At 60.6% G+C, this 24,267-nt stretch carries 16 protein-coding genes and 1 pseudogene; 10 read left to right on the forward strand and 7 right to left on the reverse strand.

All coding sequences use genetic code 11. The annotated features are described in order from the left end of the window. Positions 1-311: 311 nt before the first annotated feature. Positions 312-1,268, reverse strand: coding sequence for a LysR family transcriptional regulator (locus AC1MDG_RS09155; protein ID WP_479808631.1), 957 nt, complete (start codon positions 1,266-1,268; stop codon positions 312-314). Between the two features lie 232 nt (positions 1,269-1,500). Here AC1MDG_RS09155 and AC1MDG_RS09160 point away from each other — a divergent pair, with 232 nt between their 5' ends. The 4 genes from AC1MDG_RS09160 to AC1MDG_RS09175 all read left to right on the forward strand — a co-directional run bounded on the left by AC1MDG_RS09160 (position 1,501) and on the right by AC1MDG_RS09175 (position 4,870). Further along, positions 1,501-2,817, forward strand: coding sequence for a YfcC family protein (locus AC1MDG_RS09160; RefSeq protein ID WP_479809059.1), 1,317 nt, complete (start codon positions 1,501-1,503; stop codon positions 2,815-2,817). 182 nt (positions 2,818-2,999) lie between these two features. Next, positions 3,000-4,091 carry an MBL fold metallo-hydrolase gene (locus tag AC1MDG_RS09165; RefSeq protein WP_479808632.1) on the forward strand — a complete coding sequence of 364 codons (1,092 nt, stop codon included), beginning with the start codon at positions 3,000-3,002 and terminating at the stop codon, positions 4,089-4,091. Positions 4,092-4,265: 174 nt separating this feature from the next. Then, positions 4,266-4,769 carry a response regulator gene (locus AC1MDG_RS09170; RefSeq protein ID WP_479808633.1) on the forward strand — a complete coding sequence of 168 codons (504 nt, stop codon included), beginning with the start codon at positions 4,266-4,268 and terminating at the stop codon, positions 4,767-4,769. After that, entirely contained in the window at positions 4,688-4,870 is a 183-nt protein-coding gene (locus AC1MDG_RS09175) for an HTH domain-containing protein (RefSeq protein WP_479808634.1), read from the forward strand. The genes AC1MDG_RS09170 and AC1MDG_RS09175 overlap by 82 nt, the downstream gene beginning before the upstream one ends. A gap of 152 nt (positions 4,871-5,022) precedes the next feature. On the opposite strand, the gene AC1MDG_RS09180 is transcribed toward AC1MDG_RS09175, so the two are convergent. Then, positions 5,023-5,610 carry a DUF1349 domain-containing protein gene (locus AC1MDG_RS09180; RefSeq protein WP_479808635.1) on the reverse strand — a complete coding sequence of 196 codons (588 nt, stop codon included), beginning with the start codon at positions 5,608-5,610 and terminating at the stop codon, positions 5,023-5,025. Between the two features lie 469 nt (positions 5,611-6,079). Between AC1MDG_RS09180 and AC1MDG_RS09185 the strand changes: the two genes are divergently transcribed. After that, positions 6,080-7,693: a hypothetical protein gene (locus tag AC1MDG_RS09185; protein WP_479808636.1), complete on the forward strand. Its 1,614-nt coding sequence runs from the start codon at positions 6,080-6,082 to the stop codon at positions 7,691-7,693. Positions 7,694-8,353: 660 nt separating this feature from the next. On the opposite strand, the gene AC1MDG_RS09190 is transcribed toward AC1MDG_RS09185, so the two are convergent. Then, positions 8,354-13,576 (reverse strand): beta strand repeat-containing protein, encoded by a 5,223-nt coding sequence (locus AC1MDG_RS09190; RefSeq protein ID WP_479808637.1) that lies wholly within the window; start codon positions 13,574-13,576, stop codon positions 8,354-8,356. Between the two features lie 772 nt (positions 13,577-14,348). Between AC1MDG_RS09190 and AC1MDG_RS09195 the strand changes: the two genes are divergently transcribed. Further along, complete coding sequence (locus tag AC1MDG_RS09195) at positions 14,349-14,615, forward strand: PDDEXK nuclease domain-containing protein (protein WP_479809060.1); 267 nt, start codon at positions 14,349-14,351, stop codon at positions 14,613-14,615. 457 nt (positions 14,616-15,072) lie between these two features. Here the strand turns inward: AC1MDG_RS09195 and AC1MDG_RS09200 are convergent, their stop codons facing one another. Beyond that, on the reverse strand, positions 15,073-15,828 hold the full coding sequence (locus tag AC1MDG_RS09200; RefSeq protein WP_479808638.1) for a hypothetical protein: 756 nt from the start codon (positions 15,826-15,828) through the stop codon (positions 15,073-15,075). 735 nt (positions 15,829-16,563) lie between these two features. Here AC1MDG_RS09200 and AC1MDG_RS09205 point away from each other — a divergent pair. Further along, positions 16,564-17,103, forward strand: coding sequence for a hypothetical protein (locus AC1MDG_RS09205; RefSeq protein WP_479808639.1), 540 nt, complete (start codon positions 16,564-16,566; stop codon positions 17,101-17,103). A 197-nt stretch (positions 17,104-17,300) separates the two neighbouring features. Next, positions 17,301-17,621 carry a VOC family protein gene (locus AC1MDG_RS09210; protein WP_479809061.1) on the forward strand — a complete coding sequence of 107 codons (321 nt, stop codon included), beginning with the start codon at positions 17,301-17,303 and terminating at the stop codon, positions 17,619-17,621. Positions 17,622-17,974: 353 nt separating this feature from the next. Here the strand turns inward: AC1MDG_RS09210 and AC1MDG_RS09215 are convergent, their stop codons facing one another. The 3 genes and pseudogenes from AC1MDG_RS09215 to AC1MDG_RS09225 form a co-directional block, all read right to left on the reverse strand. Continuing rightward, positions 17,975-18,874: a hypothetical protein gene (locus tag AC1MDG_RS09215; protein ID WP_479808640.1), complete on the reverse strand. Its 900-nt coding sequence runs from the start codon at positions 18,872-18,874 to the stop codon at positions 17,975-17,977. Between the two features lie 528 nt (positions 18,875-19,402). Next, positions 19,403-20,610: pseudogene (locus AC1MDG_RS09220) on the reverse strand (IS110 family RNA-guided transposase). Positions 20,611-21,035: 425 nt separating this feature from the next. Further along, positions 21,036-22,025 (reverse strand): sugar-binding transcriptional regulator, encoded by a 990-nt coding sequence (locus tag AC1MDG_RS09225; RefSeq protein ID WP_479808641.1) that lies wholly within the window; start codon positions 22,023-22,025, stop codon positions 21,036-21,038. 302 nt (positions 22,026-22,327) lie between these two features. Between AC1MDG_RS09225 and AC1MDG_RS09230 the strand changes: the two genes are divergently transcribed. Together AC1MDG_RS09230 and AC1MDG_RS09235 are read left to right on the forward strand one after the other, a co-directional pair. After that, complete coding sequence (locus tag AC1MDG_RS09230; protein WP_479808642.1) at positions 22,328-23,290, forward strand: sugar phosphate isomerase/epimerase family protein; 963 nt, start codon at positions 22,328-22,330, stop codon at positions 23,288-23,290. Further along, a complete protein-coding gene (locus AC1MDG_RS09235) occupies positions 23,291-24,259 on the forward strand; it encodes a PfkB family carbohydrate kinase (RefSeq protein ID WP_479808643.1) in 969 nt (322 codons plus the stop codon). Positions 24,260-24,267 lie beyond the last annotated feature (8 nt).

A 24,267-nucleotide genomic window follows, 5' to 3' on the forward strand; every position in this document is an offset into this window, starting at 1 on the left:
CTCTTCCACGGCCATGGGCTTGCTGGCAGGCGAGGATGACCGGAAATGGCGGGCGCATTACGCCGGCGCCGTCTGATGAAACGTCTCGTTGTTATGTCTCGCAACCGTGGCGGCGATCTCGGTGTCTTCGCCAAGTCTTTCGAGACATTTCTGTCAGGTTGGTATCTGAGGGTTTCTGGAGCCATTGTCAGAAGTCCGGGATCGGGCCTTGTTCTGACAGCCTTCGGCTTCCTGCCTGACGTCAGGTTGGCGTGTATCTCAAGCAGTTAGCAGTGAGACGCGCAGTTCTGAACTTCTGTGTCTCCGGTGCTCTATGTTGGGAGCTCGGTAGGTGCTGGGAGCAGGTTTGCGTGTTTGGGTTTTTCGAACGCGGGAAAGAGTCGCCTGACGGATTGTCCGATGAGTGACTTTGCCTCCGCGACGGGTTCCGGCATGGGTTCATGGGTCGAGCGTGAGGCGATCCCTAGTGCAAGGGGGTCTGGGCCATCTTCCAACGAAACGAAGGCGGTGCGCGCGTATCTTTCCAGGCGCTGGGGGGTGACAAACGGTTCCAGGATGAAGGCAACACCCAGCCCGGCGTCGGCCAATCCGAGGATCGTTTCGACACTGCTGCTTTCATAAACAACCCGGGGCTTGGCGCCGTGAGAGGCAAAAAAGCTGTTCAGGCAGGAGCGCACTCCTCCTGTCTTCGGGAGTATCAAAGGCTTGGAGAGAACGTCATCGAAGTGGATGTTGGCGCCGGGGAAGTCAGCCAGCATGTCGTGGTGCAGGGCTACCTTGAAGCCGCTCCAGGCAAGGGGTTCGTAAGTGAAGCCTTCAGGGAGGGCTGTGTGCGAGAGGACGGCGAGGTCGATGAGGCCGCGGGCCAGCAGGTCGACCAGCTCGCGGGATGATGATTCGAGAGGATTGATCGTAAGCGGGAGCTCGAGCTGAAGCACGTGGTTCAGGAGGTCCGGGATGAGCACGTTGCTCAACATGGGCGTGGCACCGACAGTTACCTCTGAACGAACCCCTGCTGTTCGGACCTCACCAATGACGCTGTTGTAGTCAGCTATAAGCCGGCGTGCGCGGGGAATAAATACTTCTCCCGCCTTGGTGAGAGCCAGCGGCTGGGCGCGACGATCAAAGAGTTCCGCACCGACCTCCTTTTCTATGCGCTTGATCAGCTGGCTGAGCGAGGGCTGTGAAGTGTGGAGACGAATCGCCGCCCTGCTGAAGTTCCGCTCATCGGCCACAGTTACCGCGGCATTCAAATGGTGAAAATCCATCCACATCCCCTGCTATAGGACCAGCGTTATAAGCTCTATCACCATATTCGACCTTCTCAATACTCTGATTGTTGCGGATTATTGAACGAGCCGCCAACTGCGGCGTAAACCGCTCTAGTTGGAATGTGTGTGCTCAATGTCGAGGAACATTTTGCGGGGCGAGCAGAGGGCTAGCCCGGGGACAGTCCAGACTGCCTCAGTAGTACCTAACGTGCTGATGCTACTCATCCTCATGCTGCTCGCGTCTGTGGTCGCGACCTACTTTGTGCCGGGAGGTCAGTACGCAGTTACAGATGGTGGTGCTGTGGTCCCTGGCAGTTACGCCGGAGTAGAAAGCAGTCCGGTGTCATTGCTGGGTGCAGCGGGTGCGCTCTGTACTGGGATAGTTCGGTCAGCGCCCGTTGTGTTGGGCATATTTGTCGTAGGTGGGGCTTTGGCTGTCTTGACAGAGACGGGAAGCGTCCGCGGATTGATCTCACGCCTTGTCGATGTGGCCGGGCTTTACAGGTACGTCGTTTTGAGCGCTGTGATGGTCCTTTTTGGAGTTGCAGCTGCGGTGGGGCTTATTACCTCGGAAGTTGTCGCGTTTTTCCCCGTTGGTTTCATGATTGCGGACGCGCTGCGTCTGCGGGCGATCACTGGGTTGCTGATCGTTTTGCTGCCGACCGCCGTCGGGTACGCAACGTCGTTCCTCAACCCGTCCTCCCTTGCACTGGCGCAGAGTATCGCCGGGGTGCCGCTGTTCTCGGGGGTGGGGTATCGGGCGGCATTGTTTTCCCTCCTGATGCTCCTGACTATCGGCTTCGTCCTACAGCACGCACGCAAGACCTGGATGGACGATGCCTGGTCTGACCCGTATTTTTCAGCGCTCGAGGAGGGCACTAAGGAACGGACTGGAGACTTCGGCGTCCGCCACAAAGTGGTCTTGATTTGTTTGGCTGGCACACTGATCGTTTTTGCGATTGGGTCTGCTGTCCGCCAATGGGGTGCCGGTGAGATGGCCGCCTGTTTTGCAGCCTTCGCCTTGGTGGCCGGGCTTATCTTCCGGATGTCGCCGAAGACTCTGAGCACTACCTTTCTGCGTGGGATGCGCCCGATGATTATCGTTGCTCTGGTCATCGTCCTCGCGCGGGCTATTACTGTCGTGCTTCAGGAGGGGCGGGTCCTTGATTCGATTGTCTTCGGACTGAGCAATCTGGTGGAGCCGACCGGCCCGGAGGCAGGAGCGGTTGCGGTCCTGGTCGGCAGCGGCCTCATCAACTTCTTTGTGCCATCTGGTACCGGCCAAGCCGCCCTGACCATGCCCCTGATCGCCCCGCTGGCTGATCTCTGGGGCTTTTCCCGTCAGTTGGGTGTTCTTTGCTTCCAACTGGGAGACGGAATCACCAACCTTCTCTATCCAACATCCCCGGTCCTGATAGCAGGTCTGACTCTGGGAAACATCCGATTTGTCGCATGGCTGAAGATCATCCTTCCTTACGTCGTGTTAGTCAGTTTCGTTGCCACTGCCGGCGTTATTGCAGGGGTCTGGTTCGAATATGACCTCTAGTGCTCCAACCCATCCCGAGCCGACGGGTCCAGCAGTGGAGACCCGGTCACTGGGCTCACGGGCCGCGGCGTGTGAGCGTCTCCCCGCTCGCGCAAACCGGCAGTCAGCAGACCGTCCTTCCTCACCTGGACCTTTCCCCTTCCGAACGAGAAGTTTTGCCCCAACAACCGAAAGGTAATCGAATGAAAGAAATCAACCGGCGTACAGCAGTTACAGGGCTGGCGTCTGCCGCGGCTCTTGCATCCCTGTCGGCCGCCACCGCTACCGCTGCCCAGGCAACGAGTGGAGCGGGAATTCGACCCGGCATGCCGCGGGAAGTCCGAATGACATGGTTCGGTATCAGCAACTGGCACTACCAGATCGGCGAACTCGGGATCCTAATGGACGGCGCCGTTGGCTATCCATCCAATGAACCCAACCCTGCAGTCGTGCACCAAGTGCGCGAAGCATTGCTGAGAAGGGGCACTATCCAGTACGTGCTCCTCGGCCATCAGCATGGAGACCACTCGGTCGATACTCCGGAGTGGGTCATACAGACGGGCGCCACACTCATCGCCTCAGCCGATGCCTGCGCTGAAGCCGCGGCCTATGGAGTGCCTGCATCCCAACTCCGCCCCGTGAAGGGCGGAGAGACGTTCCAGCTCAGCAAGTACGTGGAAATGCACATCGTCAAGTGGGTGCACAGCGTTAGCGTAGGTGCAACAAGCGCACCTGACGGCGGGATCGAAACCTTCGGCTTCGTTCTTAAGGTCCAGACCCCGAGCAAAGTACTTACGCTATTCTTCTCCGACAGCGGAGCCGGAGGCGCGGAACTGACGAAGGAGCACATCGTCAACGGAGAGAACAGGGGAGCGCCGCTTAGTAACCTCGACAAAGCCATGGAGGCCGCGGATCTCAGAACTTTCGAGATTTGGCAGCCTGGTCCTGAGTCGCGCATCGTGACGCAAGCGCGGGTACTGGTACCAACGTACCGGCCCAAGTACGTCATGCCCCACCACCTCGGCGCCCGCGGGGGATTTGACCTCTTCGGCGGCCTGCATTACAGCTTCAAACCACAGGAAGTCCCCAAGTTAATGTCCGTACTCGACAAATTCGGCGTACCGCTCGTACCTCCTGTCAACTACTTCGACGCATGGGTTTACGACCGCGATGGGCTCCGCTCCGACGATAACGCCGAGGTAAAAGTCGCCTTAGGCCTGCCACCTGCCGGCCCAGGACCAAAGCCCCAAGGCTCAAACCCCCGGGCTGGCGACCTGGAAGGCCCCAACGACTAGAACCATGGGTTGTGACCAGACTCTTCTGGCCACAAAGACGATCACGTCAAGCCCCAGCCAGCTCAGCGCCCCACACCAACGGGGGCGCTGAGCAACGGCACAAGCAAGAGAGCTCCCAGTGATAAACGTCCTGATTATCGACGATGACTACACCGCAACCAGGATCCATTCCTCATGCGTCCGCCAGGTTCCCGGGTTCAACGTCGTCGGAGCAGCTCAGACAGGCGACGATGCTTTGAAAGAGCGCGAACCCTGCGACCTGATCTGGTCCTGCTCGACATCCGACTGCCAGACATCAACGGCCTGGACCTGCTCCCACGCTTGCGTGAGATAAACCCGGCGTTGGATGCGCTGGTACTCACAGGCTCCCGAGACGTCGGCACCGTGCGCCGGGCGCTGCGCGGCGGCATCGTGCACTATCTCATGAAGCCCTTCAACGGCGAAGACTTGCGTGATCGGCTTGAACACTACCGGCAGGCCTACACCCTTCCGGCCGCGTCGGCAGACGCCATCGACCAAGACGATATAAGCCGCATCTTCCAACCGCCCCGTTCCCACCGGACCCTGCCCCGCACCGCACCAGCGAGACCCTGCAAATGGTTGAAAGGCTCGTACAGGAGGCCGAAACCCATCTTTCGGCAACCGAAACGGCGAAAAGGCTCGGCATCTCGCGAGTAAGCGCCCGCCGGTACCTCGAATATTTGAAAGACGAGCGACCCGCAGACGTTCGTCTAAACTACGGCATCGGCCGCCCTGAACGCCTTTACGCCTGGAGGTAGGGACCCGCCCATGGGGCGGGAATCTTCATATGCCCCGAAAGAATTGGTGTGTGTCAGGTTGGGGTGTACCCCAACACACAACCTAAATGGGAACGAGGCCACTCCGGCGTTCTTCTCACGGACTGCTCCGTCAACCCCGTTTCTTAGTGCGCCTAAGCCTCGGGGTGCAAGCTCTCGTCCGGGGCAGTCATTCGCCAGGACGTGAAGTGCACGGTGAGGTTATCGCGCGAAGGGGCGCAGCAGAACGGCCCTGCGGTGACGACAGCTTCCGGGTCAAGAGGCGCTACCCGCACCAGCCGCCATGGCTCGTAATCAACCCGGGCCCGGACGGTCAGGGCGTTGCCGGACCTACTGGCCCGGACAGTGACGTGCCGGCCGTCCCAGCCGGGAACCGGGGACAGGGACCAGTCAGATACGCCACGCGTCACGACCGCGCCGAGGCTTTCCTCGCCATCGCTCCACTCGATGCCCGTCTTGATCCATGTCGTGTCATCGACACGGACGAAGATCCCGGCCTGGTCGAACTGGGCCGAGAAATCGAGATGGAAAGACACCTCCATGGCAGTGTCCTGCTCGAAAGGGACGAGGAGGGCGTGTTCGGTGTCGTGAATGAATCCGTACGAAGTGACGCGCCAGGCGTCACTCTTCTCGATTGCGGTTACCCGCATGCCGTCGTCGGCAAGCTCGAAATGCGCGGGTTCCGTGGTCCAGGTTCCCTCGGTCCAGGCAATATCAGTCATCGTGTCAAGTCCCTTCTTGTCGGCGTGGAATGCGGGGTCAGCACCCATTGAGGAAATTGCCGTCCCTCTCCGAGACGAACGCAATGACGCGGAAGAAGGCTTCACAACCATCGCCGACCGGGGACGGAGCTTTCAGGCTAGCATTCACCAAATTTGCTTCGCGTACGCCGTGGCCACGTAAGCGGCCACTTCCTGGGCCCTTTTAAAAGAGCCGATAATGAAGATTCCGTAAAGCTGCGGCGACGACTGGAGATGGAATAACGACGGCCCCGGCGGGGAGACGCTCGATTGGAGTCAGTGTAGGCCCTGGGGGCTGCGGTATAGCAGTGTCTCGAACGTCTGGCAGGAGCTCCCGCCAAGTCAGGGCCGGGTTTGGTCAACCACTGAAATGCACGGCCTTCAGAGTTAGTATCAGCCCAGTACGTGCTAGTTCAACTCGTCCACATGCACAGGAAAAAGGTGTCCAGTAATGGCTCAGAAAAAACGCCGTCGCGCCGCGGACCGTAAGGCGCGAGCCAAAAACTCTCTCGGCAACGAAGGCGTCGGCCCGCGTCGCCTTCAGGCGGATATGGGCGTCCTATTCGTGCATGGGATAGGAAAACAGGCCGCAGGAGAGACGCTGAAGGACTTCGGACGACCAGTGGGGGAGTACGTTGCACGCCACCTCAGTTCGGCTGGCGTGTTTGGGAACTTATTGGAGCGTGCATGTACTGGCTGCCGAGTTTTAGGCGCCCATCACCATATAGAGGTAGAAGTACTTGCCGTAGATGGGTCTGCGTCGAGGCGCAACTGGATCTTTGCTGAATGCTATTGGGACGACATCGTAAACACTGTTGATCCTAAAGCTTTCAATAAATGGATCTGGCGTGTAGCCCCCATGTTGGTCCTTTGGCAAATGACAAGCAGCACCGTCGGCGGCTTTAGGAGACGCCTGCGCGGCAGGCAGGTTTGGAATCCGTTTTCTTGGTTTTCATTTTTGTGCGCCCTCTTTTGGAATACCTGGCTTCGGCCACCATTGGCTTTCCTGGCCTTCATGCTCAGTCGGCTAGTTGACTATCCCGAGGATCATAGTCGTCTTACAAGACGCGAAGAGGCTTTCTGGTCTGTTGTAGCTAACACATTGGGAGACGCTCACGCTTTCGTGGCAGAGGGCGAGTTGAGCAACCAGCTGGAGAAACGGTTCAGGTACTCATACGCAGCCCTAAAAGATGAGGCTAGCACCGTAGCCGTGATTGGGCATTCGCAGGGCGGCGCCCTTGCCCACCGCATTCTTAGAGACGGAACATCAGCTCCGAATCTCTTTGTTGGGGTTGGCTCGGGGCTAGGTATCTTGTCAGCAGCTAGATTCGACTCCTCCCGGACGCCCGGGATCGCCCGCTCTTCGGCGGCAATAGTATGCGCTGCCCTTGGTTGGGGAGCGGTGAGCGCGGCTGTCTATAATTTGCTGGCTTTGGCTACTCAGCTCCTGCTTATTTCGCTGACTCTAGTCTTGCTTCTATTTACTGGTTTGGGTGCACTTGGACTCGGACAACTAGTTCACGATCTCGGCTATGCAGTCACCGTGATCAACGGCTACGGTCAGTTGTCGTCAATATTGCCGGAAGCGGTAAGACGATGGGCCGCGCTTGTCTTTGCGAACGCGGTGACCGCTATTATCGCCGGAGGATTTGCCTATGTGATCCTGCGTCTCAGTCACTACCTATTCCAGGCACCGAAAGGGTTGAATGCCAAGGGATTGCAAATACTGGGGCTACCGAAGGAGCGCTGGCTTGAGATATACAGCCCGTTAGATCCCGTCTCGGTAGGCGCGGAGGCCAACATTCAGACAACTCCAATTCGTGTTCTGAACTCCACCGGGTGGCGTATTTGGAAGGAACATGTAGCCTATTTCCAACCAGGAGCGGACGCGGTTGCTCGCATCGCCCGGGAGCTTGCACATTTAGGGAAGGTCCCCTTAGCTGCAGCTGATCTGACACGCCCTTCAGTGTGGGCGCGCGGTCGTTTAGTTCTCGTTGAGTCTGCTTTTGTAATTGCTTGGTTGGTCTTTTACTTCACCCAAGTGCTCCCTGCTACATTAAATTGATTGTGGTAGCTTCCGGCTAGGGTTTGTATCGGCAGGTAACAGAAGGCCCTTTTCGACCTATCCCCCGCTAATTTGAAAGAGCCGATAACGGACGTTTCGTCACAACGGGGGAGCCCGTCCTGACGCCCGCTTTTTGGAGCTGGAATATGGCAAAAAAGAGAGTGTGGACAATGTCCACACTCTTTGCTTCGGACTGGGCCGTACATCGGCCGGCCGGACTCCGACGGCGACCTCATCGCCTGTGAAACCCTTCCCGGTCATCCGTAGGTACGTAAGCAGGGATCAACGAAAACCCCGCCAGCCAAGAAGGCTGGCGGGGTTTTCCTCACCTTCACCCCTTCCGGTGCTCGTCTATCTACGCTTAGCACCGGAAGCTGGCCCAGTTGAACGCTGACGAAGTAGGCAATGCCGCAGGCTGCAGAAGGCTTACACCGACAAGCGCACACATCCTTTCGGTCAGAAGGTGTTCTCGAGATTGCGCATCAACCTTGGGCCCGACCCTCTGGCAGCCAACGGAAATCTGTTGACTGCTAGCCATGACTCGAAGGCTCATTAAGAGCGGCTGAGGAAGGAGCGGTGGGCCGGTGCCATTCAACAGTTGGCGGTCGCCAGCGTAGGGCGATACTGGCCTGGCCTGGTAGTTCCTCATAGAAGTCCGTCTCAACGGCAGCTGTCGTGAGCGGATTTTAGGGCCGTAAACGTTTCGACTACTTGAAGGGCGCTCAAGCTGTAGGATGCCCGTTCTGCGGCCGTGGCGATGCGTGGGCTGCTGGATTCCTTGAGAGCGTCGCTGCCAGCTTCCGCAATGGCAATACCGTAGCCCTGAGCCTGGTCATCGTCCGGCAACGGGAATATGGACTGGCTCGCCACAATCTCTTTCGCACCCGAGAGACACGAACTACGTGTTTTCACCATGTCGCAGGCGTCCTGGTATGTAGCGCCCTGATTGCACAAGGCTTGGGATGCGGCCTGCGCAGCATCAAACGAATCTCGGGCATATTGGACGTCTTGATCCGGTGAGTAAGGGCTCCCGTCACAGTTACCTGCTGCCCAGATGGAACCGCCAGCTTCGCGCCCGTCATAGACCCAAGGGCTGGCTATAACGGAGCCGCAAGCCATGGTGGGTTGCCCTGTCGGATGGGGGCCTTCCACTGTCCCCCAGTCGAAATAGCTTGCGTCCACAAAACACGGACCCGCGCCCCACTTGCAGGATCTCACATAAGGAGCGGTGCCACTCAGGTTCCTTGCCTGCCCGCGCACCTGTGCGCTACTGGTAGCGTCCGCTACCAGGATGCCGCCCACGTTAGTGAAAGTCGCATCTACCCCTGCCGAGCTTTGCGAGGAGAGCACAACAGCTGTACCGCTTAGATGGCTGAATATCGAGTTCGTGATTTCTGCCGTAGCGCTGTCCAGTTTCAGTGCCGTGGCCCCGTACCGGAGGTTGAGGTGTGTTGCGGTGAGTTCGGCGTCGTTGTTGATCTCGATGCCTTGCCAGTTGCTGGCGGCGGGTTGGGTGGTTGCTTCGTCGCCGTTGGTGTCGCCGCCGGCGGTGTCGTCCTGGTAGGAGGTGAAGGTGACCGGCGCGGTGGAGGTGCCGTTGATTCTCAGCGCTCCGTTCACGGCCAGGGTCGTGTTGCCGGCGAACTTGACCACGGTCCCGGCCTGGACTGTGAGCGTCACACCCTTGGCAACCTCAAAGGGGACCCAGTAACCAAAGTTCGTTCCGAACACGTAGGGCAGTCCGGTAGTGGGCATGGTCCAGTTCTCGATGAGGGTTCCGTCGAGTTTGATGACGTTGATCTTGTTGCCGGAGGCCGTGTTGCCCGTAATGTTCGATGGTTGCAGGCGCGTATCCCAGATCTGGTAGGGCTCCGTCTGGGTGGGGATCCCGGTAACGTGGTTGTTCCTGACCTGCACCGGGACGGCGTCGAGGTCCCGGTAGCCGGCCTCGACTCTGATGTATCCGGCGCGGGTGAGGGTGTTGCCGCTGATCAGGATTTCCCTCGAGGATCCTTTGATGATCAGGCCGCCGCTGCTATCGGTCAGGGTTGAATCGGCGACCTTGACCACGGTGGCTCCGTCGGCGCTAACGGTGGCCCCGTACCGGAGGTTGAGGTGTGTTGCGGTGAGTTCGGCGTCGTTGTTGATCTCGATGCCTTGCCAGTTGCTGGCGGCGGGTTGGGTGGTTGCTTCGTCGCCGTTGGTGTCGCCGCCGGCGGTGTCGTCCTGGTAGGAGGTGAAGGTGACCGGCGCGGTGGAGGTGCCGTTGATTCTCAGCGCTCCGTTCACGGCCAGGGTCGTGTTGCCGGCGAACTTGACCACGGTCCCGGCCTGGACTGTGAGCGTCACACCCTTGGCAACCTCAAAGGGGACCCAGTAACCAAAGTTCGTTCCGAACACGTAGGGCAGTCCGGTAGTGGGCATGGTCCAGTTCTCGATGAGGGTTCCGTCGAGTTTGATGACGTTGATCTTGTTGCCGGAGGCCGTGTTGCCCGTAATGTTCGATGGTTGCAGGCGCGTATCCCAGATCTGGTAGGGCTCCGTCTGGGTGGGGATCCCGGTAACGTGGTTGTTCCTGACCTGCACCGGGACGGCGTCGAGGTCCCGGTAGCCGGCCTCGACTCTGATGTATCCGGCGCGGGTGAGGGTGTTGCCGCTGATCAGGATTTCCCTCGAGGATCCTTTGATGATCAGGCCGCCGCTGCTATCGGTCAGGGTTGAATCGGCGACCTTGACCACGGTGGCTCCGTCGGCGCTAACGGTGGCCCCGTACCGGAGGTTGAGGTGTGTTGCGGTGAGTTCGGCGTCGTTGTTGATCTCGATGCCTTGCCAGTTGCTGGCGGCGGGTTGGGTGGTTGCTTCGTCGCCGTTGGTGTCGCCGCCGGCGGTGTCGTCCTGGTAGGAGGTGAAGGTGACCGGCGCGGTGGAGGTGCCGTTGATTCTCAGCGCTCCGTTCACGGCCAGGGTCGTGTTGCCGGCGAACTTGACCACGGTCCCGGCCTGGACTGTGAGCGTCACACCCTTGGCAACCTCAAAGGGGACCCAGTAACCAAAGTTCGTTCCGAACACGTAGGGCAGTCCGGTAGTGGGCATGGTCCAGTTCTCGATGAGGGTTCCGTCGAGTTTGATGACGTTGATCTTGTTGCCGGAGGCCGTGTTGCCCGTAATGTTCGATGGTTGCAGGCGCGTATCCCAGATCTGGTAGGGCTCCGTCTGGGTGGGGATCCCGGTAACGTGGTTGTTCCTGACCTGCACCGGGACGGCGTCGAGGTCCCGGTAGCCGGCCTCGACTCTGATGTATCCGGCGCGGGTGAGGGTGTTGCCGCTGATCAGGATTTCCCTCGAGGATCCTTTGATGATCAGGCCGCCGCTGCTATCGGTCAGGGTTGAATCGGCGACCTTGACCACGGTGGCTCCGTCGGCGCTAACGGTGGCCCCGTACCGGAGGTTGAGGTGTGTTGCGGTGAGTTCGGCGTCGTTGTTGATCTCGATGCCTTGCCAGTTGCTGGCGGCGGGTTGGGTGGTTGCTTCGTCGCCGTTGGTGTCGCCGCCGGCGGTGTCGTCCTGGTAGGAGGTGAAGGTGACCGGCGCGGTGGAGGTGCCGTTGATTCTCAGCGCTCCGTTCACGGCCAGGGTCGTGTTGCCGGCGAACTTGACCACGGTCCCGGCCTGGACTGTGAGCGTCACACCCTTGGCAACCTCAAAGGCCTTGTCTATGAGATAGACGTCGGAGCACCCTGGCGACCAGGTCGTATCTACGGTCAAAACCCCGCTAACACGGCGGGTGGAAGGAGCGCAGGCGGCGGGGGTCGTGACGGTGGTGGTCGCTGCGGGTGCGTGTGTTCCGGATCCGTCGTGGGCGAAGAGTGCGTAGGTGTATGTGGTGTTGGCGGTTGCTGTGGTGTCGGAAAACGTTGTTGCCGGTGTTGCTGCGTCGGTGACGGGGGTTCCTGAGGTTGCGTTTGCTGGTGCTGTGGTTCCTTGGGCTCGGCGGATGGTGACCCCGGTGTAGGAGGGCGCGGCGGGGTTGGTCCAGCTGAGGTTGATTGTGGTGGGGGAGGCAGCGGCTGCCTGGACACCCGTGACCGCAGCCGGGGACGGCGTGGGCGGGATGTCCGGTGTCGTAATGGTCACGGTCGCTGCGGGTGCGTGTGTTCCGGATCCGTCGTGGGCGAAGAGTGCGTAGGTGTATGTGGTGTTGGCGGTTGCTGTGGTGTCGGAAAACGTTGTTGCCGGTGTTGCTGCGTCGGTGACGGGGGTTCCTGAGGTTGCGTTTGCTGGTGCTGTGGTTCCTTGGGCTCGGCGGATGGTGACCCCGGTGTAGGAGGGCGCGGCGGGGTTGGTCCAGCTGAGGTTGATTGTGGTGGGGGAGGCAGCGGCTGCCTGGACACCCGTGACCGCAGCCGGGGACGGCGTGGGCGGGATGTCCGGTGTCGTAATGGTCACGGTCGCTGCGGGTGCGTGTGTTCCCGATCCGTCGTGGGCGAAGAGTGCGTAGGTGTATGTGGTGTTGGCGGTTGCTGTGGTGTCGGAAAACGTTGTTGCCGGTGTTGCTGCGTCGGTGACGGGGGTTCCTGAGGTTGCGTTTGCTGGTGCTGTGGTTCCTTGGGCTCGGCGGATGGTGACCCCGGTGTAGGAGGGCGCGGCGGGGTTGGTCCAGCTGAGGTTGATTGTGGTGGGGGAGGCAGCGGCTGCCTGGACACCTGTGACCGCAGCCATAGGCGGCGCAAGCTGGCTGCCGGCGAGGTAGTAGCCGGCGGTGTCGGCAATCAGGTGGACGGTGGAGTTGGAGTTGTTGGTCAGGGCGATGGTCCCGTCGGTCCCGACGGGGGAGTTCACAAGGTTGGGGATGGTTTGGCCGGGCGTGAAGTTCAGGTTGGATGTCCCTGGCTGGGTGGTGCCGCCGGCGTAAGCGGTGATGTTTCCTGCGGTGCCTGGGGAGGTGACGGTGACGTTCACGGCCACGGCAGATACTCCGGCGGCGGGGATCCCGCCGCGTCCGGTCACTTTGACCCTGATCGTGGACCACGGCGCCACGGTACCGGCCGCCACGGCACCGGTACCGTTGCGGGTATCGAGCTGCCGGAACGGCGTAAGCGACACGAAAGCACCCGGGACTGTGGGGCTGCCGGCGAGGTAGTAGCCGGCGGTGTCGGCAATCAGGTGGACGGTGGAGTTGGAGTTGTTGGTCAGGGCGATGGTCCCGTCGGTCCCGACGGGGGAGTTCACAAGGTTGGGGATGGTTTGGCCGGGCGTGAAGTTCAGGTTGGATGTTCCTGGCTGGGTGGTGCCGCCGGCGTAAGCGGTGATGTTTCCTGCGGTGCCTGGGGAGGTGACGGTGACGTTCACGGCCACGGCAGATACTCCGGCGGCGGGGATCCCGCCGCGTCCGGTCACTTTGACCCTGATCGTGGACCACGGCGCCACGGTACCGGCCGCCACGGCACCGGTACCGTTGCGGGTATCGAGCTGCCGGAACGGCGTAAGCGACACGAAAGCACCCGGGACTGTGGGGCTGCCGGCGAGGTAGTAGCCGGCGGTGTCGGCAATCAGGTGGACGGTGGAGTTGGAGTTGTTGGTCAGGGCGATGGTCCCGTCGGTCCCGACGGGGGAGTTCACAAGGTTGGGGATGGTTTGGCCGGGCGTGAAGTTCAGGTTGGATGTCCCTGGCTGGGTGGTGCCGCCGGCGTAAGCGGTGATGTTTCCTGCGGTGCCTGGGGAGGTGACGGTGACGTTCACGGCCACGGCAGATACTCCGGCGGCGGGGATCCCGCCGCGTCCGGTCACTTTGACCCTGATCGTGGACCACGGCGCCACGGTACCGGCCGCCACGGCACCGGTACCGTTGCGGGTATCGAGCTGCCGGAACGGCGTAAGCGACACGAAAGCGCCGGCAGTACTCGGAACCAATGACTCGCTGGCCGGAACCGGGTCTGACAGCCGGCCAACGGCAGTTGGCGATGTTGAAGGCTCTGCCGCAAAAGCAGGGACTGGCCCGAGCACGCACCCCGTCAGAATAGCGGCAACAGCTGCCATAGCGGCGATAAACCTAGAACCAATAGAGCGCATGATAGTCCCCAGCATCGATGTTCATATGGCGCCCGTCGCCGATATGCGCGGAACCTATCACGACTCTGTCAACATTGGCTCAAGTCTGTAACAATCGGCCAGCGCACAAAGATCTGTGAAGAACTGCCTTCGCCGACGTCCACCAGACAATGATGGCGACCCCGGTGCGGGGCTACCACCCCGCCAAGCACTGAAAACGGAACTGCCGACTCCAATGAGGCGAGAGCGGCCAAGTCCGGCTCAACCGTACGTTGCCAAGTGTGTTGAGATTTTGCAAACAAGACAGAGACGGGACAATCCGTTGAATTCGCACCAGAGGCGATTCTCCGGGTTCTACTGGCACCACTGCGGATCGTGCCCAGGCGTATTCGCCTGAGCAGTCTCCAGCGGGCGCGAAAGCTGCGCAGTTTGCGGCGTCAGTCCCGACGGTCGCGGGTATCGGTGCCGGTAGCGGTTCTGACCTCGTACCTGACCCGGTACGAAGCGGACGGGTCGCAGTCCCTCCCGGGGGTATGGCGTTTCAAGCCCGTTCTAGTGCGATCAACGGGCTACGTCGTCATCGAGCTCAAAACGGGCAAGTTCCAGCCTGAATACGCGGGGCAAACTCAACTTCTATGTCGCCCTCGTCGACGACGTACTTCGCCGCGGCCGCCACGACGAAACCATCGGTATCCTCATCTGCGGCATCAAGAACGACCGCACCGTCCTCTACAGCCTGGGGCGATCCACCTCACCCAATGGCTGTCGCGGCGTACACGTACAACAAACTTCCCATGCCGAACAACAGGCACTTCCCGACGAAGGACACATCGTCGCGGCCCTGGACTGGAGAGAAACCGACGACGAGAAGTAATCGAGGGGTCCGGTTTCCCCGGGGACGGATGATTGGGTTCGTGGGGATGGTTCGGACGACCAGGCTGTCCTCTGTGCTTGGTCGGGTGGTGTACTACTTCACGCCTCCCAGCGAATCCTCAGGTTCAAGGACGCATAATAGACCGGAGCTTCGGTCAACTGCTTTTTGACCGAAGCTTCGCCAATTGTCCAAAGGACTCTGGACAGTTCGGGACGACCCCTCACCGGGTCCGACGTCCTGCCGAAACGCGAACCGCAAGAGTGGCCCGGCGTCGACACGGCGAAGAACTAGAGGCTCAGGGAGTCCCAGTCCCATTGGCCATGTGCCATCTGGAAAAATGGGGATCTGATTCACCCGAGCCGAGCCCTACGCGGCGAATGACAACACCCAGCCGCTCACCGACGCTGTCGTCCAAATGGTCCGACGAAGTGGACCCACCACCGGAACAGGTCCAGGATTAAGCGCTCGAGGTCTGCTCTGCTTCCGGCGTGAGTACTTGAAGAGCTCCCTGCCAGTCTTTATGCCAGCGGATTCCGGCGGGATCAGTAAACTCGATGGCTACCTTAGCTCTAAGCCATTCGAGGGCCTTGGAATCATCGCCGTCGAACCAACCGTCACCGCGAACGGTCCACTCCAAATCACTTCGATGACCGATTCCGAGCATCGTTGCTTGCAGTCTCTCGGCTCTGACTTCGAATCGTTCTATGGGAGCAGGCACGATAAGACGGACTTCGGAGTAGGGACCTCCTTGCACTCTTGCACTGCAGTGCAGAACGAGTTTTCCATCCTCCACCGGATTGAACTGCCCTCGAAGTTTTTTTGTATGCTTCGCAAATACCTTGAAATCAACCGCGCTTGCCCACTTTTCCTTCTCTTCCTTGTCGCGCTTGACCTTCGCTCGTTCAGCCGCGGTTGCTTTGGCGTCCTTCTCGTTCTTGCTCTCTTCGTGTTGTTCCTCTTGAATGCGCACGCTGCGGCCCTGCATGTAAACGGTGATGATGGCGCCAACGAAACCGAAGGATGTAACAACGACTCCGGCCCATTCTGCCCAGTTGCCCCGGTCAGGTTCTAGAGGGGCGGAGCCACGTGAAAGGGCAATCAGGAGGAGAACGATCAACGCTAAGAAGATCAAGCACGTTCCCGCCAGCCAGTACTCGAGAGTCGATCTCCTGGCTATCCAGGGCTGTTTCGTTTTCATTTTGGAGTCAATCACCGGTCAAGTGTGCCTGAGGGGGCCTCACCGCTTCATTGGGGACGCGCCCTACTGAAGAAGATCGACCTTTGTGGCATGTAGGTGGAGAGAACCGAATGCATCTGGAGTGCCCATGCCGCACCCGACGTGGTCCTTCGGCCTTGCAACCGTTATAGCTACGGCTTGCGTCTAACCCTTACCCGCTAGACGTCATCGCGGCTAGCGGTAGCGGACTTACAGACCGCGGTAGTGACCGACAGCCGGGCCTGGCACCCGCGTCATCCCGCACGGACAGATCACTGCCCTTAGCCTCCAACTGTCGAAGCTGCTCATTACTTTTCCTAACGCGGACCCATGAGAGTCTTCGCATTTAGCCTAGCTCAGCACTTTGGTGCGATGAGGGTTCTCAGCCCCGGCCGCTTGTCCTGGCACCGCCCGGGACCCGCCCGGTGTTGACGCAATCGAATGCGAAAGGCGCCTTGGGGTGCGCTGTTTCGGATTGCCTGGGTGTCGATCTGGCGGCGGACGTGGCGGCCGGGCTGGAGGCGTAGTTGCACCTGTGGTGGAGCCTTTGCGTGTGACGCTGCTGCTGCGCCACCAGGACCGGGACGAGCAGTCGCCTATGCCTGCCACCGCTCGGTCCTGCCGCAAAGCCGACGCGGGCTTAGGGCCGCGCGCGGGGTGGTCAGGGGCGGGAAAGAACCTTGCGGGTTCGCCTTCACGGATGCCTCCGGGAAGCGGTCGTAGACTCAGAGCATGTCTGATGTTGGGGGACCAAGACTTGTCCGCTTCGTTGCTGCCCTGATGGCGGGAAATATGCTGTGTGCGGGCCTGGCCTCCTGCGCCTATGAGGATGAAGAAGATCCGCAGCCGACGGCGGCCGGACGCAGCGCCCGCCCTGCACCTTCCCTCCCGAGTGCTAGCCCTGAAATTCTGAGCGTTCAAGCGGGTAATTACGTCGAGCTGGAAAAGCGGCTGGCAGGGGTCCCCGGTTCTGTGCTGCTCGACCAATCCGGGCCCGCCGATGGACCCGGCGTCGGGTTCAGCAAAACAGCCACGGTGAAGACAGCTGGCACATATACTGTCACGGCAGCTTGCGTGGGCACCCCCGGGGTGCAGATTATTCTCGGCCGCCCGGGACTGAATGACTTTGTGCCCCTTGACTTGGATTGCTCCGGCGTCTGGTCCCGAGTCGTCGAATTGCAGGCCGGAACCCTCACCGCCCAACTGATGCGACAGAACGTGAACGGGCCGTGGACCGGGGCGGTCGCGGGGCTGCGCATCACGATGGAATGATGCCATGCGCGAAGTCAACCGCGTGAAACCATCGACACAACGTAACGTGCCACTGACGATCACCTGCGTCGAGGGCTGCTGCGCCGAGGATGGACGGTACTGTGGGGCGCCTGGAGATGCGCCTTGAAGTTGTGCAGGTACCGGTATAGAACGACGTCGACAGGTCGACGTCGTTCTATACCGAGAAGCTGGGCTTTATTCTTGATTGCGACGTTGAGCACATCCCTGGGATAAGGGTAGTTCAGCTGACTTCGCCTGGGTCGGCTGCCTCCATTGTGCTCGGGAGGGGAATGACCAGTATGTCGCCCGGCAGCCTCGAGGGCCTGCAGCTCGTGGCATCTGACTTAGCCGCTACGCGAGCTGAACTCCTTCGTCGTGGCGCCGACATCAGTGAGGTCCAGGACATGGGCGGAGTGCAGTTTGCCTATTTCGGTGACCCGGACGGCAACCGGTGGGTTATCCAAGGCGCCACACCCCCCGGCCTCAGAGAGGCGTACCTGGATGCGCCGACGTCCTAGCGCCGTCAGTCGAGGATTCGGATCTCGTTCGCGACCGTCCGTTACCCTACGTGGATGCGTGGGCGCCGGGCGGGATCCGGGTCGTGCTTACGGATTATTTCCCGCAAGACCGGCGGCGTGTCGCCGCGGCCCGGGCGAAAGTAACGGATCAGATGTGCCAGGGCGGCATCGTCGCCCTCCCCTGGCGGGGTTTTTGAGGGTGAACGTGTCCTCCATGCCTTTCCAAATCACCCTGCACTTGCAAGCCACTCGCGTGCCTGTGGGGTTCGGCCTCAATCGAGGCAGAGCCGCTGAGCCGTCGGCTCGAGCGGACTACCCTCCGTGGAGACACCGCCACGATTCGTCCCAATGGGTTACTCCTTCGGCTTCAGCGGGAGTTTCCAGCCAGCTGCTGTGACAAGGACCCCTGTGAGCGCGAGAAACAGAACATAGGATCCGGGCTCGTGCGCCGCGCTCGGTTTTCTCGCTTCAGCCCTGAGGGCTGCGGCCTCGGCAATCTGCTGTTTGTACAGTTCGGCTGACAACTCGACTGGAAGGCCGGATGCAACAGGGTCGGGTGCCGGCCATGGCGCCGCGGCCTTCTCGGTCGCTTCTGTGGCTGGATTAACAAAGGCCTGCGGTACTCCAACGAACGGAAGGACGATGAATGCCAAACCAACAAACAGGGCAGCTAGAGCGCTCCCCAATAATCCGAATTGCCAAGTGACGATCGCCCTGGTTTCGATAATGAAGGCGTTCAACCGTTTGTAGGCCCTCTGTTCGAGAGCCACGCCGTCCGGGAGATTCCATGCGGGGTCAACCTCGCGTGGTGCAACTAGATAGGTAAGGTACACGCTTGAGAGCACCACAGCAGCACCCAAGAAGACGGGCGCCAGGACGCCCCTCAGGGGGAGTGGGCTATCCGTCACGGAGAATACATAAGCCAGAATTCCGGTATAGAGGGCCGCAATCGCTGCCGAGGCCTTCTGGATTGTTTCTGCCGCGAACTTTGACCGTTCAAGAGATCCCGCTGCCAGGGCGTAGAAGTGGCCATGCATTTCTTTCAGATTTTCGAATTCAGCGTTGGCGAGCGCTACCCGCCGGCTGGCATTCTCAGTTCGTTGCGCCTCCTTCCATGCGGGTTCCCCAGTCTTGGTTTCCCGGGGACTGGACTCTTCCATCTGGGCCGCCTCTCCCAGGCCCAGTGAGGCCAAAATTCGTTTCAGCAGCGTCCAGGCGTTCACGGCCGCGCCCACACTTTCGTCAGAATCCATTCCGACCCGGAGTCCTCCGGTGGTTTGCCATAAAAGTGGACTTTCCAGCCCTTCAGCGTGTGACCTTTGCCCGGTTCACCCCCTAAAGGCTCGGCCTTGATGTGTACGAGTAAGCCCTCTGGGTCTAGGCCAAAATTGCTTACGGAATAGCTGTCCTGTTCTACATCGCAAAAGTGTTCTTCTGCTTTGAATAACATCATGCCCCTTGCCCTGCGCGTTTATGCGTTGGATTTGAGAATGCTTAGGGTACTCGAGGCGGACCGCCGCGTCTATGGGCGGAGTTATCCACTGATAAATGCAAGAGGTGATGACCCTTATTGAGCCCCGTGGCATGCATAATCTCGATCAGCGGCACCACGGCGGGGAGGAGGTTAAAAGGGGCCTGCCGTTGCCAGGTCATCAAAAGGTTGCGGGCGGAGGGGGCGGCGTTTTGCATCTGCCCGCAACGTTTATTGACGTAGTCGTTTGTAGGCTGGTCCTGGCGGCACTGGAACCTGGCCTCAGCGGGGGGTGCCCCTATGGTTTTCGTCAAGCGGCTGAGGGTAGGTTCCGTGGCTCGGGTTCCTGGTAGAGGGTTCCGTCTCGGAGCATCGCGAAGAGTATGTCTGAGCGGCGTCGGGCGAGGGCGATGAGGGCTTGGTTGTGACGTTTGCCTTCGGCTCGTTTCCGATCGTATTAGGCCCGCGACGGCGGGTGGCGCAGGGCTGCGAGGGCGGAGGGGAACAGTGTGCGTTTGAGTTTCTTGTTCCCGCGCTGGCTGGTGTGTTCGCCTCTGATTGATGTCCCGGAGCGCCTGGTGACGGGTGCGATGCCGGCGTAGGAGGCAGGTGTGCGGCGCTGGCGAAGTGTTTGCCGGTCACTTCGGTGAGGATGCGGGCGCAGGTCCTGACGCCGATGCCGCGCATCGAGGTCAGGAACTTGTGAAGAGGGTGGGCCTCCACGAGGGCTTCAACCTGGGCGGCGATGTCGTCACGCTGGCAGCGCAAGGCCAACAGCTGTTCTGCCAGCTTCGGGAGAACGATCCCGGCGGCATTGGTGCCCACAACCACGACGGTCTGTTCCCAGAGTGCACTGAAGAACGTGTCGGTTAGTCGTTCTGCGGCGCGGGGTGCGTGTTTCTTCAGCCGGGCTTTGACGTGTCCTCGGCCGGCGGTCTTCAGGGCGCTTGGTGTCGGATAGCGTGTCAGCAGGTCGGCTACGGCTGGGTGGTCGAGGTGCGGGCCCAGGGCACGCTCGAGGGCTGGGTGAAGTTGGGTGAGCAGCCCGCGGATCCGGTTGGACGTGGCGGTGATTTGGGCTGCGAGGTCGTCGTCGAAGCCGCAGAGGACCCCGAGTTCGGCCAGCGTCTCGTCGTCCACGGCGATCGAACGCAGTGTGTGGGGCATGGTGCGTGCGGCCTCGGCGATGATCGCCGCGTCCCTTGCGTCGGTTTTGGCCAGGCCCGGGTGCAGGTCCGCGATCCGCCGCATGGCCAGGCCAGGCAGGTAGCCTACCGCTGCGCCGGCAGCCTGGGCGACCGCAACGGGCAGTGCTCCGATAGTGGCCGGCTGGGCCACTACGAGCAGGATCTTCCCGTGTCCGGACAAGCCGTCGAGGATCTCCCGCAGCCGGGCTTCGTCGTTGGGCAGTGCCTTGTCGAAGAGCCGCTTTCCCGCACGGTTCAGGGCCACGGCGTGGTGGCCGGATTTCCCGACGTCGAGACCTATGAATACATCAATGTCCTGCTGATCCAGAATCACCGCCACACTCGACCCCCTTGTTCGCGCGTCACCGTCTGTGCTGGCTAGTCAACGGCGGCAGGTGTCGGCATCCACGTTACGAAGGACCCGCGTCGTGCCTCTATCAGCGATCAGCTGCCGCCAAGCCGGTCCCGGTGACAACACCCCCCCGGATCATGAACGACTGGGGGCAGAAACCATGCCGGGACCGGCCTGCCAACACACCCTTATCCTGCAACAGGACTGGGGCTACGAAAAAGGTAACGGGGCTGCTGCATCCCGCTGTGTTATGGAGGCGGGCCCTTCCGAGGGAGATCCTTGCGCCTGTGGTGGCAGTGCCCGGCAGTCAATGAGGGAGTATCGACTGCGGGACCACGGGAGCACGCCAGTAAACGTTCTGATTCAGCCCGACCCAGGAGCCTGATGCCTTGTTGCTGCTGGGTTTAGAGTTTTGGCGGTTCCAGGAGTTGTCTTGCCACGTCGGCGTCCGTTATCAGGACATTGATCCATCCTCCTGTGATGGCACCGCGGATGGCGTCCATTTTGCGCATGCCCCCGGCGACGCCGATGCGGCGGGGTACGCGCATCATTGCCTCGGCCTCGATGGAGATCATTCGCTCTTCGATGGCGGGCTTCATTGGCTGGCCGTCGATGTCGAAGAACCGTAAACATATTTCGCCGACGGCGCCAGCCCGGGAAAGTTCCTTTTCTTCCGTTCTGCTCAGGGCGTTCCCGCTTGCCTGCCATAACGGGGATGCCGGGAACGTCCCCACGCCGACGAGCAGCGTGGTCAGGCGGTCCCAGGCTTCGATGGATGTTTTGACGGCCGGGTCGCCGAGGAAGGCATCGCGGATTTGTGGGTTTGCCACGAGTCCTGGGCATCCCAGGTAGTAGGGCTTGGCTGATGTTAGTTCTGCGAGGTGGGAGACGAGGCGGGTGGCTTGAATCTGTGCCTGCGGACTGCCTACGCCGCCAATGAGCTGGATCACTTCATTGGCAATTTTTCTGGGCCGTGAGCGCATCGCTTCCACGGTATGCAGGAGCGTCGTGCTCCATGAGGAGATTCCCACGTAGTCAGCTGCGTCGATGGTGGTTTCCAGGTAAGTCGCCGCAGATGAACCCAGCCGCATTCCCAGCGACGCGCCATCCATAACATCAACCACCACGACTTCTCGGAGTTTGTACTTCTCCTCGAGCGCCTTCTCCAGGCCGACGTAGATGCCGGCGGGTTGAACTATCGATGTCCGGACTATTCCCAGCTCAACCGCAGTCTTGAGATAGCGCGAGACCCTTGCCTGCGAAAGGTTCAAACGCTGGGAGATCTCGCCCTGTGACATGCCTTCCTCGTGGTAAAGGACAGCGATCTTGGTGAACAGCCGAAGCTGCTCTGTGCTGGCGGAAAGAAGGGATGACTGGGGCGTGACCTGCGTCATATTTCGTCACCTTCGAAGCGGTTGTGAATATTCATTCAGATACGAATATAGCCTCATTCGACTCTCCCCGTCACCGGTCCGGCACCGTGGAGCCGTCGTTGTGCCGGGCTTGGTTCGATGACCAATGAGCATGCTCCTGAATCAATATTCAGTGCTGAAGGATTCCCGAACTTCCCGCCACTGCTGGGCAGGTTGGCTCATAGACTTCCAACACCAGCCCAACTTCGGAGCCGAAGTTCCGTCAGGAATTTCGATCGCCGTCCATGCGGGCCAAGCGGCCTTTCGATCGAAAGCGAACACAAATGACCGATATCAAATTCTCCACCCGACTCAATTCCTTTGGCTTGGGTAAGGGCAAGAAATACCCCAGCGGCGAAGATTCCGTAATCGACCTGATCGCCCTGGCAGGCAGCGTGAGAGGGCTGACGTCGCTTGAGCTGAACTATCCGGAGCACTTCGGCCGGGACTCTGTGGAGGACATCAAGACCGCCTTGGACAGCGCCGGCCTTGATGTCCGCGGCATCCAGCTTCGCTGGCCGGCGCCCCAGTTCGCCAACGGAGGGTTCACCAACCCTGATCCGGCGCTTCGGGAAGCGGCTGTGGGGATGGTGAAGGAAGCCATCAGCCTGTGCCGGGAATTCGGCTCCGACCACGTTCTTCTGTGGCCCGCCCATGACGGGTACGAGTACCCGCTGCAAATGGACTACATGAAGTCCTGGAACTGGATGGTCGAAAGCCTGCAGGCCGTCGCCGACGTCGACCAGGACATCCGCATTTCCATCGAGTACAAACCTGCCGAGCCACGTGGACGCACGATCCTCAACACCACCGGTGCCGTCATGAATCTCATCAAAGACTGTGACCGCCCGAACCTCGGGGTGACCCTGGACTTCGGACACCTGCTGATGGCACGCGAAAACCCGGCCCAGTCAGCCGCGATGTGCCTGCGGGAGCAGAAACTGTTCGGGCTGCAGCTCAACGATTCGCACGGTGTGGCTGACGACGGCCTCGTGGTAGCGTCGATCCACTTCGCCGAAACACTGGAACTCGTGTACTACCTGCTCCGCGAGGGGTATGAGGGAACGTACTATTTCGACACTGACCCTGTACGGGAAAACCCCGTCTCGGAATGCGAAATGAACATCGAAAGGATGGAAACCATCATCGGCAAGGCCCACGACCTGGTTCGGGACAATCCGGACCTGCCGAACGGCGACGCGCTGCACTCATCATCTGTCCTGTGGTCGAAAGTCGTGGGTGTCTAGGTGAGCTCAGCCAGTATCTGTGTGGTCGGGTCGCTGAACGCCGATCTCATCGCCTATGTGGGCGCCGAAGGCAGCGCCGCGAGCTACGCAACCGGGTCCAACTTCGAAATGGCAGCCGGCGGCAAGAGCCTCAACGCCGCCATGAGCATCGCCTCGCTTGACCCGACGGTGACGCTTGTGGGACGCATCGGAACGGATGATCTCGGCAATTTCATCGCCGGGACCCTGCGGGCGCGGGGCATCACCACAGAAGGCATCATCTGCGATGATCGGACGCACACAGGCGTGGGGCACGTGAGAGTCAACTCGGAGGGAGAGTACGACACCGTCGTTGTCCCGGGAGCCAACGGGAACTTCTCGCCCGCCGATGTCGATGCCTACCTCGAGAGCCACGAACCGCCGGCATTTGTGGTTCTCAATCTCGAGGTCCCGCTTCCCGCCGTCCGGCGCGCTGCGGCGCGATTCCGCGAACTTGGTTCAACCGTGGTGCTGAACCTCTCGCCGGTGCATGCAGAGGCGAGGACACTCCTCCCGCTCGCCGACGTCGTGGTCATGAACCGCAGCGAGGCATGTCACGTACTGGACGTCCCGCCGGACACTGACACGCGGCTGCTGCTTAAGGCCCTGCACGAAGCCGGTGCCAAGACGCCCGTACTGACACTCGGCGGCGACGGCGTGGTGGCCTTGGACGGGAGCGATCTGGTCGAGGAAAGAGTCGATCCGATCCACGTCGTGAACTCCATCGGGGCAGGGGACAGCTTCCTGGCCACCATGGTGCTGGCGATGGCCAATGACCACCCGTTCGCTGTCAGCCTCCGGGCAGCTAACGAGGCAGGACGGCTCGTCTGCAGCCGTTCCGAATCCTTCCTCACCTCCGATGACATCCGGCACATCGAAACCGTCGTGGGAGTGCGCCTGGCCAAAGGCCCCGTCACCGCTTCACAAGCGTCTGAGAACATCCGGGCCTGAGTCCACGA

The organism is Arthrobacter sp. AIWTK1 (assembly GCF_056680535.1).

Excerpts from the sequence above, each read along its gene's own strand:
- AC1MDG_RS09185 (WP_479808636.1), top strand. The coding sequence starts at position 6,080 with ATGGCTCAGAAAAAACGCCGTCGCGCCGCGGACCGTAAGGCGCGAGCC.
- AC1MDG_RS09225 (WP_479808641.1), bottom strand. The coding sequence starts at position 22,025 with ATGACGCAGGTCACGCCCCAGTCATCCCTTCTTTCCGCCAGCACAGAG.
- AC1MDG_RS09205 (WP_479808639.1), top strand. The coding sequence starts at position 16,564 with ATGTCTGATGTTGGGGGACCAAGACTTGTCCGCTTCGTTGCTGCCCTG.
- AC1MDG_RS09170 (WP_479808633.1), top strand. The coding sequence starts at position 4,266 with ATGCGTCCGCCAGGTTCCCGGGTTCAACGTCGTCGGAGCAGCTCAGAC.
- AC1MDG_RS09165 (WP_479808632.1), top strand. The coding sequence starts at position 3,000 with ATGAAAGAAATCAACCGGCGTACAGCAGTTACAGGGCTGGCGTCTGCC.
- AC1MDG_RS09160 (WP_479809059.1), top strand. The coding sequence starts at position 1,501 with ATGCTGCTCGCGTCTGTGGTCGCGACCTACTTTGTGCCGGGAGGTCAG.
- AC1MDG_RS09180 (WP_479808635.1), bottom strand. The coding sequence starts at position 5,610 with ATGACTGATATTGCCTGGACCGAGGGAACCTGGACCACGGAACCCGCG.
- AC1MDG_RS09155 (WP_479808631.1), bottom strand. The coding sequence starts at position 1,268 with ATGGATTTTCACCATTTGAATGCCGCGGTAACTGTGGCCGATGAGCGG.
- AC1MDG_RS09230 (WP_479808642.1), top strand. The coding sequence starts at position 22,328 with ATGACCGATATCAAATTCTCCACCCGACTCAATTCCTTTGGCTTGGGT.
- AC1MDG_RS09215 (WP_479808640.1), bottom strand. The coding sequence starts at position 18,874 with ATGGATTCTGACGAAAGTGTGGGCGCGGCCGTGAACGCCTGGACGCTG.
- AC1MDG_RS09175 (WP_479808634.1), top strand. The coding sequence starts at position 4,688 with ATGGTTGAAAGGCTCGTACAGGAGGCCGAAACCCATCTTTCGGCAACC.